Here is a 15,377-nt window from a genome sequence, read left to right as displayed (position 1 = left end):
GGAATGAACGTTCTTGACTCGATTTCCATGCCACCATGGAAATCGAGGAGGTCATAGCGACAAATGTGCGTCGCCTACGCAACGCCAGGAAATGGACGCAGGAAGCGCTCGCCGAGAAGGCGCAGCTGAGTTCGCGCTATGTCGGTGCGATCGAGCGCGCCAATGTGTCGGCGAGGGTGAAGGTCATAGGTCGGATCGCTGATGCATTTGGCGTGGAGCCCGCCGAACTTCTCAAGCGCAGCAAGCCGAAAGCTCGCGGCTGAGTTCGGCAGACGACCGAAGGCCGGCCGGAACTAGCGCAACGGCTATTTGGCGCAGGAGCGGCCATTCTCGACGGACAGACTGAACACCTATCGTCTTCCTGCTCTGGAGCTACTTTGCTCTCTTGAGCGGGCTTATTTCGCCGACATCTGTGAAGCCGAGGGTTTCGCCCGAGTTCAACCGCACGCGGCAAGACCCAAAACGGAAAGTTCGGATCGAATGGAAATATCATGCTCTCGACATTTTAGGGCAATCCGCTTGCCCCTGCCCGGGTCCTTCACGTATCATATCGAATGCTCATTATTCGATGCTCGTACATGAAGCTTAGGAGATCGCTGTGCAGTATAAATCGATAAGTCGGCGCGATGTATTACTTGCCGGAGCAAGTTTCACTTTTCCGCGTACCACGCCCGCAGCTGCCCAACAATCCAAGAAATCGGATTTCATGAGAGCCGCTATTGCTGACATTAACGGCCACAACGAAAAAATTGATAGAGATTTGGCTCGCGCGGTCAAGGAAACAGGCAAAGCGCCCTTATTTGTCAAAATCCCCAAAGTCACGCCATTCATTGACTGGGACTATTACTTCCTTGAAGACAATCTGGAATGGATTCCAAACCAAGGGCAGAACTTCTCTGCGGTTGAGGTTCCAAAGGGTTTTGTTACTGATTTGGCGAGCGTTCCGGCGGTCCTTTGGTCCATCTTTCCAAAAACGGGACGCTATGCCTATGCGGCAATAGCTCACGACTATCTCTATTGGACGCAGACAGTTCCGCGCGAAGAAGCTGACAGTGTCTTAAAGGCTGCCATGGAAGATGCGAAGGTGGACCCCGTTAGCGCGGTTAGTTTCTACGCAGCTGTTAGGACGTTCGGAGCCTCTCCGTGGGAGCATAATAGGAAGGCAAGAGAGGCGGGAGAGGCCCGCGTGCTGGTTGAATTTCCGAGTGACCGATTAATCAGTTGGGAGACCTGGAGAAAGAGGCCGGGCGTTTTCGGTCAGCGTTAGCGCTGCCGCTCTTGTAAGGTGACCGCATTGCTTCGTGATCTATTTCGCGCCTGGACCGGAAGGAAACAGCAATCCTCTTGGCGAACCCGGCTGGTCGCCGCTGATTTGGAGACCTGCAAGTGCATCCACGTCTCCGTTGCCCAAGCAGTTTCCGGTAGCGTAGGTGCCGGTCATAATCTCTTTGTTGCCGGTGTCACTATCCCGCAATCCGATCCAATGGCCGGTCTCATGAAGAGTGACGCGGAGCAGATCGATAGCCTGAGGCCCATCGCCCAAAATTACAGATTTATCGCGGTAGTCAAAAAAACGGTACATTCCGGCATTCAGTTGAATGCCTCGTCTCGGCAACCCGCAAGCGACAACATTTTCGGAACGACATTCACCCCCGTCTTTAACGATCTCCAGCTCATACTGCGAAGCCGTAGGGTTTGCGGAACATAGGCCTTGCCAAGCGGCCGCCAACCTAGTGTCGATCGCGCCCGGCTCTTCGGCACAAAGTCTTTTGACGGCGGCGTCGCTCTTTTTAACGCGGACATAGTCGCTAAGCTGCATGCCATCGCGTCGGCGCCGTCCTGGTCCTGTATCGGCAAGGCGCTTAACTCGGAGTAACTCGTTGAGTGTCGAGCCGACCCGAGCGCCTACGACAGGGATTTGAAACGGTGGCTGCGGAGCAAGCGAGTCAGCTTGGTCAAGCGCAGCAACGAAACTGCCAATTACCCAAAAATCGTCACCAACGCTGATGATGGCTGCCGTTTGAGGTGGGCAACTTGCGCACGCCAAATACCACAGTCTGAGGCTGGCCACCAAATGGTCGATGATCTTCTGTTGAACTTCACTTAACACATCCCGGAATGATAGTCTGATCAGCCTCGCACGAGTAAAGAAGTGTTCCACCCCGGCCTCCAACGGTTGCACGGGTCCTTTTGAGGCTAATGCCTTTAGCTGTGCAAGTTTGTCATAGCAAACATATCTGTCGAGAGTTGCTCCAAGCGTGTATTCCCGCACTTGAGAAACTCCTTGCGGCGAGCTTAGACAGATACAAAAAAACTAAACGCAACTAGATTTGACAAACGTGGCGTCATCACCGGCTCCTTAAGCGCACGAAGAGCGGTACGAAATCTTGATCCAGCGAGATATGACCAGTCAGTCGAGGCCTCATTCTAACCACGAAAGCTGCCATTCGGCAATCCGATACGCGCCCCGCCGGGAAGGCGGGGCGCGATATCGATCAGTCGCCGTTGCGGCGGCTCGGGCGGGACCAGATGAGGCTATACCCTTCGCCGCCCTCGTCGTCGAACAGGTTCGCGAAGATCGGGGCGTTGAAGCTCGGATCGTCGAGCTTGAGGCCGAGATAGTCGCGTCCCTCATTGGAGCGCTTGGACCAGGCGGCTCCGATCTCCACTCTGCCGACATACACGCGGTGGCTGGGCGCATTCTCGCCGGAGCGGCTGGTTTCGGGAATGATGCGAACGTTCTTGGCCTGGACGGAAAGGGTGACGATTTCGCCGGTGAACTCGTTGTTGCCGGTCTTCTTGAAGGTGCCGATGGTCGCCATTTTAAATTCTCCTCGATCTGAAGTTCCGAGCCCGCGCCATTGCGGCCTCGATGGGGATCGAAGGGCCGGAGGCGATCGGCGCGGCATCGCTCGCGACCGCAGCGTCAGCGGAGGATGGCGCGAGAGCGACTTTGTTGTTTCGCGAGGAATGACGGCGCAGCCGGTCAGGGGAAGAAAGTCGATCGGCGCCATTGCCGCATAGGCGATCGAGGCGCAGCCGGCCTTCGGCCAGATCCGCCCATCAAAGAGGCCGCTATGGAGCGCTCGGCCTGACGGGTATCGGGAGAGTTCAGCGACGGCGTACGACCGCAAGGATCCGGCGACGAGTGCCGATGATGATGACAATCCTCTGTCCGGCTACAAAGTTTCGTCGGCGCGTTCGACCCGCATATCGAAATGCCTCCCGCCCCGCTGATTGTCGGACGGCAATGAGGTCGCTCTTGCAAAGGATAGCTCCGATGAGCATCACAAATTCGGCCGCCTCGCCACGACGATTCGAACTTGCCGCCATCATTACCGCCGTGTCACGACGCTGAACTCGGAGAGATGCAGATCGACATGCTCCCATAGGAGCAGCTGCAACGGCGTCAGGCCCGCGCGAGACGCGTTTCTTCCCGTCCCGGCGGGGTGGCTCCAGTGATGCGGATAAAAGCGGTGATGCCGACTGCGGCTGCGCCGACGAGCGAGAAAATCATCTGCCATGTCGCAGACGGCATAGCCATCTGGGCAATTCCGTGCGTGGCGTAATAGCCGGCGACCGTCGCCGGCGCAGCATAGACGATTACGATGGCGAGCCGGAGCCAGGTCCAGGGAACGAAAGCGAGGGCCAGTTGCCCGACGCCGAATGTCACGCCAGCGGCGATGACGCCAACGATTGCGCCGCCGAGCCAGCCGGCGCCCGTGTGAAAAGCCCAGCTGCCGACGGTCAGGCCGGCGTAAAAGGGGAGCGCGAACACGGCGAGCGTGAACAGCAGCCAGCAGAAAAAGCCGATGCCAGTGATGACGAGCAGAGGTCCGAAGATGATCATGGCGGTGGTCTCCGTGAGACAAAGGTCTGACGAGCGCGCCTTCCACCACCACCACGGCGCAGCGGCGAGTCTAGCCGGAAAAATGAGACAGGGCGAGCGAAAATCCCCGCGGGATTTTCGCCGCTCATGGTCGCAAATTCCTTCATGATTGGAAGGGATCGAATTCGTAAGCAATTGCGTCCAGGTCGCCGTCGTATTCGGTCGACGGCATGACGCCATAGTCTCCGGCGCCGTCATGGAAGACGACGACGCAGATCATGAGGGTGTTGGCGAGATCCCAACCGCGAGCGTGGGCGAATGTGAGGTTTCGAGACATCGATCGGCTCCTGTGCTGAGGCGGGGGGGCATCCCCGCGCGACAGGCGCCCGATGTGTCCGGCCGATGGCCGCGATCACCGCGCAGGTGAAACCGAAGCGGCGGCACGCTCGCGTAGCCGACCCCTCGTGGGTTGATGGCGTCAGGCCATCGGTCGGATAGAGGATCAGCGCCGATCAGAGCGGTGTGGCGCTCGCCGACAGGAGTCGATTGCTTCGAAATCATGAAGCCCGGTCGCGGATCGCGCGAACCTCGTCTATTGTCGGCCGACCACAGTGCATCTGTGGAGCGAACGGCTCGGGAGGTCGGCATGGCGGACGGGACGAGATCTCCATCTCGTGAAGAAGGCGCTCGCCATCGCGGCGCTGGCGATCGAGGGGCAGCCGGGGCCGTTTCAGTCCGGCTCCGATCTGAGAGACATGAAGGCGCTGCTCGACGAGATCATCGAGCACGATACGGAATTGGCGTATGACGCGTCGCGGCGAGGATCGCCGTGATCGGCGGGCCCGACTGAAACAAGGCTTTACGGAAAGGCGGCGATACGGTTTTGCGTTTCGGCGCATTTCCGGCTCTGATGGTCGGCGGCGCTCACGCGCCGCCTGCTCCGAAACGCCAAACCGGAATGCCGAGCTTGCGAGCCTTGTCGGCGAGGTTCTCCTGGATGCCGGTTCCGGGAAAGACGATGACGCCGATCGGCAGGATTTCCAGCATTGCGTCGTTGCGCTTGAAGGGCGCGGCCTTCGCGTGCTTGGTCCAGTCTGGCTTGAAGGCGATCTGCGGAACCTTGCGATGATCGGCCCAACGGGCGGCGATTCGTTCGGCGCCTTTCGGACTGCCGCCATGCAGCAGCACCATGTCCGGATGCTTGGCGCGGACCTGATCGAGCTTCGCCCAGATCAGGCGATGGTCGTTGAAGTCGAGGCCTCCGGTGACGGTGATCTTTGGACCGGGAGGCAACAGCACCTCGTTCTCGGAGCGTTTCTTCGCTGCGAGGAAGTCCCGGCTGTCGATCATCGCCGAGGTGAGATTGCGGTGATTGACCATCGATCCGCCGCGCGGTCGCCAGGACGATCCGGTGTGGCGCTCGTAATGCTCGGCGGCCTGATCGCGCATCAGCTCGAAAGCGTCCCGGCGCTCGAGGAGTGTCTGACCTTCGGCCGTGAGGCGCTCTAGCTCGACGGATTTCACCTCTCCGCCATCCTGCTCACGCTGCGATCGGCGTTGCGCCTGCTCATTATCATCGAGCTCGCGCTCGATCCGCTCCACGGCGCGGTGAAAGAGATTGACGGTCGACCAGAGCAAGTCGCCGAGATCCGGTTCGAGGCGGGTGTCCTGCAATGCCGCGATCAGCGCGTCGAAGATGTCGGCGACGGCTCCCGAGACGATGCGCCCTTCCGGCAATGGCCTCGGATCGGGCTCGTCCTGAAAGGGGCGATAGCCATAGAGCTGGAGTTCCTGGAGGATATGGTCGGTGGGGGATGACGCGTGCGGCGGCTCCTGGCGGTCATCGTCGCGATCGGTGATCATGGCGCTTCCTTTCGTCGGATCGACCGCGCCCATCGCGGCCTTCATGGCGACGAAAGCGGCGGGCGGAGCGGACCTGCACCCGCAGCGAAGCAGAGGGCCGGAGCGCAGCGGAGGACGGCGGAGGCCGGCTATTTTGTCTCGCGATGGAAAGCGGCCGCAGGGCGCGCCGGAAAATAGCCGGCCGCAGCCGTTGCCGATCCGAGCCGCCCGCCGATCGATCGCCCTCTGAAGAAGGCCGTGGGGGCGGACCTCTCCGACAATTCAGGAAGCCTCATCATCATCGTGACGTGAATCCGCCGGCGACGAGCGTCCGCCCTTCAGCCCGAGCCTATGCCGCCAGCTCCATGAAGCGTGCGACGTCCTGAGGGGAGATCTGCACCCGTATGGCCGCTCGGAGCGCATCGAGCCCGAGCAGCCGCAGGTCTTCATTGAAGTCGCCGAGCGCCGGAGACAGCACGATCGCCTCGATCCCCAGCTGCTGCGCCCGGTCGATCAATGTCGTCACCGCGCCGTCTCCGGCCGGATCGTCGTCGCGCGCGATATAGAGTCGGCGCAACGTATCGGAGAAAAGGATGGCGGAGAGATGCGCCGCCGACAGAGCCGCGGCCATCGGCATGGTCGGAAGCGTCGATCGCAGCGACAGAATGGTTTCGACGCCTTCGCCCGCCGCCATGACCTCGCCTGCCACGCCGAAGCGGACCGCATGGCCGTTGAGATCGCCCATCGCCCGTCTCGGCGTTTCGATCGGCGCCTTTCCGAGCGTCGTCTCAGAGAAGCCACGAGGATCGAGCCAGGTGCGATGCACACCGGTCAGGCGCCCGTCGAGGTCCGTGACGGCGGCGATCATTGCCGGCCAGATCTCGGTCGGGGAATGCTCGTCCGGTCGGTGATAGCATTGTGGATGAAAGCGGAGCGACGCGGTTTCGTGCAAAGCCGTAATGCCGCGATTGCGCAGATACGCTTTTGCGAGAGTCCCGGAAATCGGCTGCGATATTGCGAAGAGCCGTCTCGCCGACTCCCGCGTGTCGGAAGGTGTCGAACGTGATCTCGTCCTCTTCGTCATCGGCTCGGGCTCAGGGCGCGACAGTCTCAGGAACGAGTGCGCCTCGTCCACAGTTTCCTTGAATTCGGCGAAGCCGCAACTCTCCCGGATGACGTCGAGCAGATCACCGTGCTCGCCGGTCGCGGCGTCGGTCCATTTGCCTGCGGCGCCCTTGCCACCCTTCGTCCCGATCAGCCGGACGAACATGGAGCGGCCCGGCGTGTTCCGAACATCGCCGACCCGCCAATAGCGGCCTTCGCGATGACCATTGTGAAGATAATGACGGCACACCGCCTCGGCCTGACGGCCGAGACGCTGCGCGAGATCGAAGGCGTCGGGACGGACCATGTCACGCTGCCTCCCTTTCGCTGACGCGCTGGAGCGGATAGCGCTCCATCAGCTTCGCGAGGATCGCCGGGCCGCTCGCGTCGACCGGCACGAACATGCGCAGCTTCCAGGAGATGATCTCGTGGAATAGCCCATAGGCGGAGAGACGCTCGCGCATGGCGTCGGTGAACCCCGACAGCTCGATGCGGTGCGCGCCCATGACGCGGACGCGGCGAAGCTGGAGATCTTCGGCAAGGTGGAGGATGGCGCGGCCATCCGTCAGAGCAGCGAATGCGTCCTCCGCCGACAGTTCGGCGGCGCCGTTCGCGAGAGCTCCGGCGACCCAGGCGGCCGTGACCCGGCGGCCGATGATGCGCTCGCCGTCATCGGTCTGGAGGCGATAGACCCGCGTCGAATCCTTCGGCAGCCGTTTCCAGATCGGCAGCAGCAGGCCCGCGACGATGTGAATCGTGCTGTCGGAAAATTCCGGAACGGCGGCGACCTCGGTGCTCCATGCAGCGGCGAAAGCGTGCCGGTCGGCCTCGATCCAGTGGCTTTCCTCCATCATCTTCAAAGACGCATAATGCTGCTCCATCGGTCGGATCAGGCGCACGCGCTTTTCGATCTCGCCATCATCGAGCATCAGCGACGGCGCAGGCAGTTGGATTGCCGCTCGTCCGGAACGCTCGTTGACGAGCGGCGTGGCGCGCCGATCGGCGAGAAGTTCGAGCCCCCGGTCGAGCGTCAGGGGATGATTGCGCTCGCGCTGCATGATCGTCAGGAGGCGTGTCTCCGCGCCTGTGCCGGGATGGACGTAAATGGTCCGGCGATCGGTGACGAGGAAACTCTCGGCCCGCAGCGTCTCGAGTCCGACGTCATAGACGCCGGCAGCGATGGCGCCTTCGACCTTGGTGTTCAGCAATTGCTCGAAGGCTGTGAACAGCACGCCCTGGAGCTGGATGGTCAGCGCCAGCAGTCGGTTGAGGAAGGTGGTGATCGGCGGCAGTTCGTCTTTGATCCCATTGGAATCCGTCAGCGACAATCCCGTCGCCTCTTCGAAGCTCTGCAGGGAGCAGCCCTCGATCTTGCCGCGGACGAGCAGCAGATAGAGCTGGCGCAGGGCGTCACGGGCGTAATGGCTCTCCAAATTGTCCTCCGGGCGGAACAAGCCCTGGCCGCCCGTCTGACGCTGCCCGCGCGTGATCGCGCCGAGCGTGTCGAGCCTGCGCGCGATGGTCGAGAGAAAGCGCTTCTCCGCCTTCACATCGGTCGCGATCGGCCGGAAGAGCGGCGGCTGCGCCTGATTGGTGCGATTGGTGCGACCGAGGCCCTGGATCGCCGTGTCGGCCTTCCACCCCGGCTCGAGCAGATAATGGACGCGAAGCCGCCGGTTTCGGGCGGAGAGTTCCGCATGGTAGCTACGCCCGGTGCCGCCGGCGTCGGAAAAGACGAGGATGCACTTCTGATCGTCCATGAAGGCGGCGGTCTCGGCGAGATTGGCCGAACCGGCGCGGCTTTCGACGGCGAGGCGCTCGCCTTTTCGTACAATTCGCCGCGAGCGCCCCGTCACCTCGGCGACCATGTCGGTCCCGAAGCGCTGGACGATCTGGTCGAGCGCGCCGGGAACCGGCGATAAGGAGGCGAGCTTTTCGATCAGCGCAGTGCGGCGAGCAACAGCTTCGCGACTCTCGACCGGCTGGCCGTCGCGAAACACGGGTCGCGACGACAGATTGCCCTCGCTGTCGGTGAACGGCTCATAGAGCTGCACCGGGAAGGAATGGGCGAGATAGTCGAGCACATATTCCCGCGGCGTGATGTCGACCTGGACGTCGTTCCATTCCTCGGTCGGAATCTCCGAGAGGCGACGCTCCATTAAAGCCTCGCCTGTCGAGACGATCTGGACGACCGCGGCGTGACCTTCCTCCATATCGCGCTCGATCGAGCGGATCAGCGTCGGCGTCTTCATGCTCGTCAGCAAATGGCCGAAGAAGCGCTGCTTGGCGGATTCGAACGCCGATCGCGCGGCGGCCTTGGCCTGCCGGTTGAGCGTGCCGTTCGGCCCGGTGATATTTGCCGCCTGCATGGCGGCGTCGAGATTATTGTGGATGACGGCGAAGGCTTCAGCGTAAGAATCGTAGATACGGCTTTGCTCCGCCGTCAGCCGATGCTCGACCAGCTCATATTCGACGCCCTCATAACTGAGCGAGCGCGCCGTATAGAGGCCGAGGGCGCGAAGATCGCGGGCGAGCACCTCCATCGCCGCGACGCCGCCGGCTTCGATCGCCTCCACGAATTCTGCGCGCGTCGCGAAGGGAAAATCCTCGCCGCCCCAGAGGCCGAGGCGCTGGGCGTAGGCGAGATTATGGACCGTGGTGGCGCCCGTCGCCGAGACATAGACGATGCGGGCATTCGGCAAAGCGTGCTGGAGACGAAGTCCTGCGCGGCCCTGCTGCGACGCGGCCTGGTCGCCGCGCTCGCCCTTGCCGCCGGCGGCGTTCTGCATGGCGTGGCTCTCGTCGAAGATGATCACCCCGTCGAAATCGGGGCCCAACCATTCGACGATCTGCCGCACGCGGGAAGACTTCTCGCCGCGCTCGTCGGACCGCAGCGTAGCGTAGGTCAAAAATAGGATACCTTCCTGCAGCGAGATCGGCTTACCCTGGGGAAAGCGCGAGAGCGGCGTGACGAGCAGCCGCTCCATGCCGAGGGCCGACCAGTCGCGCTGCGCATCTTCGAAAAGCTTGTCGGATTTGGAGATCCACACCGCCATGCGGCGGCCCTGCATCCAATTGTCGAGAATGATGCCTGCCGCTTGGCGGCCTTTGCCGGCGCCGGTTCCGTCGCCCAGCATGAAGCCGCGGCGGAAGCGAACGGCGTTCTCGGCGTCGTCACGCGCGGCGGTGACGACGTCGAAGGTCTCGTCGAGCGTCCATGAGCCGGCGAGAAACGCCGAATGGGCTTCCCCGGCGTAGATCACTGTTTCGAGCTGAGCGTCGGAGAGAAGGCCGTCGGAGATGACGTTCGCCGGCAAGCGCGGCCGATAGCTCGGTTTCGGCGGCGCGACCGAGGCCATGGCGACGGATTGCACTAGCGTGGTGGGATGCGCCTGAGAGCCGGGAATACGGATCGACTGCAATCCGTATTCTTCATAGATCGCATCCGTCAGGCGTGCGCCTTCCGGCGGCGTCCAATCGACGATCTCATAGGTGAGCGCGGCGCCCTCGGGCGCGCTGGCGGGCGTCTCTCGGCGAACCGGCGCGCTTCGAGTGGATGCCGTCGGCGCCGTGCGTGGCCGCGGACTGCCGACCGGCTCGGACAGAAAGGCCACCGGCAAGCGCGGTGGCGCCAGTTCGCCGATCCAGGCGAGGAGTGTCGCGACATCGGGTGCCATGCCGGGCGACGCCGGAAAGAAGGTCGGGTCCTCCGCCGGCAGCTTGTCGATGATCGTCAGCCGCGTCTCGATTGATGTGCCATGCTTGGCGTAGACGGCGCCGTCTATCACGGCGGAAAACACGACGCGGCCGCGCCGCTGAAGGCCGATGAAGGCGTCTCGCCAAGCCGGCGCGTCGGGCGCGAAGCTCGCGCCCGTGATCGCGACGAGGCGCCCGCCGTCGGCCAATCGCGCCAGCGCGGAGGCGATGTGTCGATAGGCGGAGTCCGCCATTCGGCCAGAGACATTTGCCACGGCCGAAAATGGCGGGTTCATCAGCACGACGGAAGGAACGATCGCCGGGTCGAGATGGTCGTCGATCTGCGCCGCGTCGAAGCGGGTGACCGGGACGGAGGGAAAAAGAAGCGAAAGAATGTCCGCGCGGGTCTCGGCGAACTCGTTGAGAAAGAGGGATGCGCCGGCCATCCCGGCGAGAGCGGCGAGCAGTCCCGTGCCCGCCGACGGTTCGAGAACGCGGTCGGCGGGCGAAATCGCCGCTGCGGCAAGAACCGCGAGGCCGAGCGGGATCGGCGTCGAGAATTGCTGAAAGGTTTCGCTTTCCTCCGATCGGCGCGTATGCGTCGGCAAAAGGCCCGCGATTTTCGACAGCATCGGAAGTGCGGCAGCCGGAGAGCCGGCTTTGCGGAAAAGCGCCTTTCCGTATTTGCGCAGGAACAGAACCGTCGCCGCCTCGCAGGCGTCATAGCCCATTTTCCAGTCCCAGGCGCCGGAGGCGTCCGACGCGCCGAAAGCTGACTCCATCGCCGTGCGCAGGATTGCGGCGTCGACGCGTCGGCCGTTTTCGAGATGAGGAAGAAGACGGCGAGCCGCGTCGGCGATCGCGGAGCCGGCAGAAGCGTGACAGGCGAGCGTCGACGCAGCCGCGTCGGCGGCCACAGGTGCAGACATTTTGGACATGGAAGAGGTCTCGGGAGAGCGGAAGCGACGAGCCGGCTGGCGCTCTCTCTCGGACCCACCGGCTCGCCTCCCTTCCGGCCGGACTCTTCCTCTCCCGGCGTCTCCAACGGGCCGCGTACGAGCGGCTCATCGGGCATCGCGTGATGGCGGGGTCTCGAGCGCTTGACGATGGAGCTCTCGATCGCCGGCATGAAAAATGGCGGAGCCCTTTGCAGCGCTCCGCCGAACGATCATTCAGCCGCAATTGGAATCGACACTCTCGTTTGCGTCATCGTCCGAGAGAAATTCAGGCAGCTCTTCGGATTCGTCGGCTGCTTCGTCCGCTTCGATATCAGCCAGTCCGACGTCGTCGAGCCGCAAAGGCTCCGGCAGCCAGCCGGAGTCGACGAGCAAGCGTTCGGCTTCGACCGCCATCTCGCCCTTTTTCAAATGTTCGATGAGCTGGACGGCCCGTTCGCCCTTGGCCTCGCGGACGGCGTCCAGGATTCGTCGCTTCGGTACGCGACCGAGATAATTGTCGACGGTCGGCTTCCAGCCGGCGTCGACCATGTTCAAGCCGACTGCTCGAGCGAGCCGGTCGGCATTCTTCAGACGCTGCTGCACCGAATGCGCTGTGACTGCGCCGCCGCCATAGCGGTCCGTCTTCTGATGGAGGGCGTTGACGCCATGGCTGACGCAATGCGCGAGCAGCGCCAGGCGACGCGTGTCGTCGAGGCCGATGAGCCAATCCCAGAGCTCCTGATCGTCCCTGGGAATGCTCGATTTCCACGCGTCCTGCCGCTCCGCAATCGCCTGTGAGCTGGCGCTGTTCTTCAGATCCGTGGGCTGGATCGGAAAGGCGATCTGCCGCAAGGAAATTTCCAAGCCGGACGTCGAAATTGACGCATAATGGAAGCTGTCGGCGACGAACTTATGCAGGAGCGCCGTCATGCCGACACGCGGATTGTTCGCGACGGCGTTCTGCAGCGCCAATGTTCTGTGCGCGGTCAGCTCGATCATCAGCCGCTCGGGTAATGGCGCGAGCGTGTCGGTTTCATCTTCTTCCGATTCGAGCGGGCGGCCTTCGACGGTGATTACGGCCTGCTGCGTCGCAGGAGCAATGGCCGGTGAGAACTCGTCTGCGCCCGCGTCATCGTTCGTGCTTTTCTCATGAGCGGGCGGCTCGTCCTCGGGCCGCACATAGCCGCGATCGACAGATAGAAGGCCATCGGCGTCGATGCTGACGAATGCTCCAGCGCGCGCGACGTCGGCCGGGTCGAAGCTCCGCGGTCGATTTTGCAGCTCGGCGAGCGCCGTTTCGATCTCGCCCAGGCGCCGGTCGACATCCTCCGGCAGTTCATCGACTTTTTCATATTCGGTCTCCAGGCTCTCATGTTCGGCCTCGAGCGAATCGATCGTCGCCTGTTCGTCGTCGGTCAACTCGGTGGACGCGCCGACGAGCTCTCTCAGCCCATTCGTATGTCCGAACGGAAACGAGACCGCGACCTCGATCCATTTCCAGCCCTCGGCGGCGACCGCTTCGGCCGCTGCCTTCAACTTCTCTATTACGAGGCTGTCGAGCAGCGCGACATTTTCCAGCCAGCCGCCGTCGTCGTGCTGAAACAGGTCGCGCATGACCAGTCCGCCCGCGGCTTCATAGGCGTCGAGGCCGACGAAGACGGCTCGTCGATCGGCGGCGCGCACGGCTTTTTCCGTCAGCATGCGCCGGATATGATAAGGTTCTTTCGACCACGACTTTTCCAGCGTCGCCCAGACCTGCTCCTGGCGAGCATGGTCCGACGAGACAGTGAAGGCCATCAACTGCTCCAGCGACATTCCGTCTTCGGCATAGATGTCGAGGAGCTTCTCCGACACGGTGGTCAGCCGCAGGCGCTGCTTCACGACATTGACGCCGATGAAGAAGGCCGCAGCGATGTCCTCCTCGGACTTTCCCTTGGCGCGCATCGCTTGGAAGGCGCGGAACTGATCGAGCGGATGCAGCGGCGCGCGCTGGAGGTTCTCGGCAAGCGAGTCGTCTTCCGCGAGGATGTCGCTCGCGGGATCCCGGACGACGCAGGGGACGGGCGCCGTTTTGGCGAGCCGCTTCTGTTTGACCAGAAGCTCGAGCGCCCGATAGCGGCGGCCGCCCGCGGGAATCTCGAACATGCCGGTCTCGGCGCCGTCGGCGTCGAGCACGGGGCGGACGCTCAGGCTCTGAAGCAGGGTGCGCCGCGCAATGTCTTCGGCGAGCTCCTCGATCGAGACGCCGGCCTTCACCCGCCGGACATTGGCCTGCGAGAGGACGAGCTTGTTGAAAGGAATGTCGCGCGAGGACGACAGGGTGATCTTTTGAACGGCGGTAGCCATAGGGATAAGCTCCGTGACGGTGGCCGAGAGCCTCTCTCTCGGCTTGAACCGTCACGAAGCGCGGCGCCGCCCTCTCACTTTGAGGACGGCGCCGCGGAATCGATGATCAGCAGATGCGGAAAGGCGCGGAACCGGTGACACGGATTTCCGTATCTTCGGCTTTCCGGAATTCAGGCTGCGCGATCGAGGAGCTTCTTGGCGCGCGCCTCCAGATCGAGACGCGCGTCCTGGTGAGCTTTGTTCCGCGCGACGGCGGTGATGCCCTGCACGAAATCGAAAATGCTCTCCGGCTTTCGGCCTTCCTCGGTCAAGACGGTCTCGATGATCTTCGCCGTCTCCTTCTTGGAAAAGCCACGCCGTCGCAGAAACTCGTCGCGGTCCTCGTCGGTGCGCGCGACGATTTTTTCCCGCGCCGCCTTGATGCCGTTCACGAATGGCATGGGCGAAGAATCGGCGAAGCGCGTCAGCGCCGGCGCTGCCTCATGCGCGAAGCGGGAGGCTGCGTATTTTGAGTGGCGGATGGTGATCTCCTCGAAATCTTCGACGCCCCACAGATTCCTGTTTTGACATACCGCGCGGAGATAGAAGCTCGCCATGCCCAGCGTCTTTGCGCCGACTTCGGAATTCCAGCAGTAGAAGCCGCGGAAATAAAGATCGGGCGAGCCGTCCGGCAGCCGACCGGCTTCGATCGGATTGAGATCGTCGACAAGGAAGAGGAAAACGTCGCGGTCCGAAGCATACAGGGTCGTCGTGTCCTGCGTGATATCGGCGTGCGGATGGTAGACGCCTGTCGACCAGTCGAGCACGCCCGGCACCTTCCACCGCGTATCGCCGGTGCCGTTTCCCGCGATCCGCTGCACGGCCTCGACAAGTTCGTGGTCATAGATGCGGCCATAGTCCGGGCCGGTGACGGCGCGCAGCTCGACGCGTCCGTCTTCGATCTCCAACGTTTTGACCTGTTCCGCGCGATTCGAGGTCAAACCGTATTGGAGATTAATGCCGGCGAGCGGCGCCGGGAGCTGGCGGAGGTAGGCGGCTGGCGCGCCGACCAGGCTCGCGAGCTGACCGAAGCTCCAATGCGTCGGCGTGACCGACGCGTCGGCGCCGGGCAGCGTCAGCGTCAGGCGCTCAGCGTTGTCGCGGTTCGCCTCCACTCGGATCGCCGCGCTCTCAACAGTCCGGGTCCGGCTGCGCTCGGTTCGGTCGCGCACCGCTGTGTAGAGGTCCGACAGGGATAGGTAGCGCTCGTCCGGTGGCCGCGAGAACCATTCGGAGGACACGCGCCCATTTCGGTCGCCTCGATGCGCATCCACCTTGTAGCCACTGCGGTAATTGCGAGCCGTGTCTGGAACTTCCACCTGGGTCATGGGATGTCTCCATGACGGGTGCCGGAGGCCTCTCCTCCAGCCCTCGAACCGTCACGGAACACAGTCCGCACTCTCGCCCTCGGGTACCATTGCGAGGCGGCCGGCTCTCAGAAGAGGGCTGGCGTCGGCTGAGAGCAGATGCTCAGCCCTGGGGAAAGGCTTTCCCCTCGTCGACGGCAAGGGATCGTGACCGCTGTTCTTCGATCCGGCGAAAAGACGCGAGGAGGGAAAAGCCCGCCTGCAGAACCAGAAGCA

At 62.8% G+C, this 15,377-nt stretch carries 12 protein-coding genes; 3 read left to right on the top strand and 9 right to left on the bottom strand.

Going from position 1 to position 15,377, the window contains the following annotated elements; all coding sequences use genetic code 11:
- Positions 1-35 precede the first annotated feature (35 nt).
- Together CQW49_RS14050 and CQW49_RS14045 are read left to right on the top strand one after the other, a co-directional pair.
- Positions 36-263: a helix-turn-helix domain-containing protein gene (locus CQW49_RS14050; RefSeq protein WP_003612080.1), complete on the top strand. Its 228-nt coding sequence runs from the start codon at positions 36-38 to the stop codon at positions 261-263.
- Between the two features lie 335 nt (positions 264-598).
- Complete coding sequence (locus CQW49_RS14045; RefSeq protein ID WP_003612082.1) at positions 599-1,267, top strand: DUF1353 domain-containing protein; 669 nt, start codon at positions 599-601, stop codon at positions 1,265-1,267.
- 39 nt (positions 1,268-1,306) lie between these two features.
- Here the strand turns inward: CQW49_RS14045 and CQW49_RS24645 are convergent, their stop codons facing one another.
- From CQW49_RS24645 to CQW49_RS25135, 4 genes are all read right to left on the bottom strand, one after another.
- Entirely contained in the window at positions 1,307-2,272 is a 966-nt protein-coding gene (locus CQW49_RS24645; protein ID WP_003612085.1) for a hypothetical protein, read from the bottom strand.
- A 223-nt stretch (positions 2,273-2,495) separates the two neighbouring features.
- A complete protein-coding gene (locus CQW49_RS14040; RefSeq protein WP_003612087.1) occupies positions 2,496-2,822 on the bottom strand; it encodes a DUF736 domain-containing protein in 327 nt (108 codons plus the stop codon).
- A 587-nt stretch (positions 2,823-3,409) separates the two neighbouring features.
- A complete protein-coding gene (locus tag CQW49_RS14030) occupies positions 3,410-3,850 on the bottom strand; it encodes a hypothetical protein (RefSeq protein WP_003612088.1) in 441 nt (146 codons plus the stop codon).
- 142 nt (positions 3,851-3,992) lie between these two features.
- Entirely contained in the window at positions 3,993-4,166 is a 174-nt protein-coding gene (locus CQW49_RS25135; RefSeq protein ID WP_003612090.1) for a hypothetical protein, read from the bottom strand.
- Between the two features lie 337 nt (positions 4,167-4,503).
- On the opposite strand from CQW49_RS25135, the gene CQW49_RS14025 reads away from it, so the two are divergent.
- Positions 4,504-4,662 (top strand): hypothetical protein, encoded by a 159-nt coding sequence (locus CQW49_RS14025; protein ID WP_003612092.1) that lies wholly within the window; start codon positions 4,504-4,506, stop codon positions 4,660-4,662.
- Positions 4,663-4,753: 91 nt separating this feature from the next.
- On the opposite strand, the gene CQW49_RS14020 is transcribed toward CQW49_RS14025, so the two are convergent.
- The 5 genes from CQW49_RS14020 to CQW49_RS14000 form a co-directional block, all read right to left on the bottom strand.
- Positions 4,754-5,692 carry a DUF2493 domain-containing protein gene (locus CQW49_RS14020; protein WP_003612094.1) on the bottom strand — a complete coding sequence of 313 codons (939 nt, stop codon included), beginning with the start codon at positions 5,690-5,692 and terminating at the stop codon, positions 4,754-4,756.
- A 328-nt stretch (positions 5,693-6,020) separates the two neighbouring features.
- Positions 6,021-7,082: a DUF7146 domain-containing protein gene (locus CQW49_RS14015; RefSeq protein ID WP_003612097.1), complete on the bottom strand. Its 1,062-nt coding sequence runs from the start codon at positions 7,080-7,082 to the stop codon at positions 6,021-6,023.
- A gap of 1 nt (position 7,083) precedes the next feature.
- Entirely contained in the window at positions 7,084-11,409 is a 4,326-nt protein-coding gene (locus CQW49_RS14010; RefSeq protein ID WP_003612100.1) for a strawberry notch family protein, read from the bottom strand.
- Between the two features lie 234 nt (positions 11,410-11,643).
- Entirely contained in the window at positions 11,644-13,755 is a 2,112-nt protein-coding gene (locus tag CQW49_RS14005; protein ID WP_003612103.1) for a ParB/RepB/Spo0J family partition protein, read from the bottom strand.
- Positions 13,756-13,925: 170 nt separating this feature from the next.
- Positions 13,926-15,122: a DUF932 domain-containing protein gene (locus CQW49_RS14000; protein ID WP_099831794.1), complete on the bottom strand. Its 1,197-nt coding sequence runs from the start codon at positions 15,120-15,122 to the stop codon at positions 13,926-13,928.
- Positions 15,123-15,377 lie beyond the last annotated feature (255 nt).

Source organism: Methylosinus trichosporium OB3b (genome assembly GCF_002752655.1).
Classification (GTDB): domain Bacteria; phylum Pseudomonadota; class Alphaproteobacteria; order Rhizobiales; family Beijerinckiaceae; genus Methylosinus; species Methylosinus trichosporium.
The sequence above is the reverse complement of the archived record's forward strand: the minus strand, read 5'-3'. Positions and strand labels throughout refer to the sequence as shown.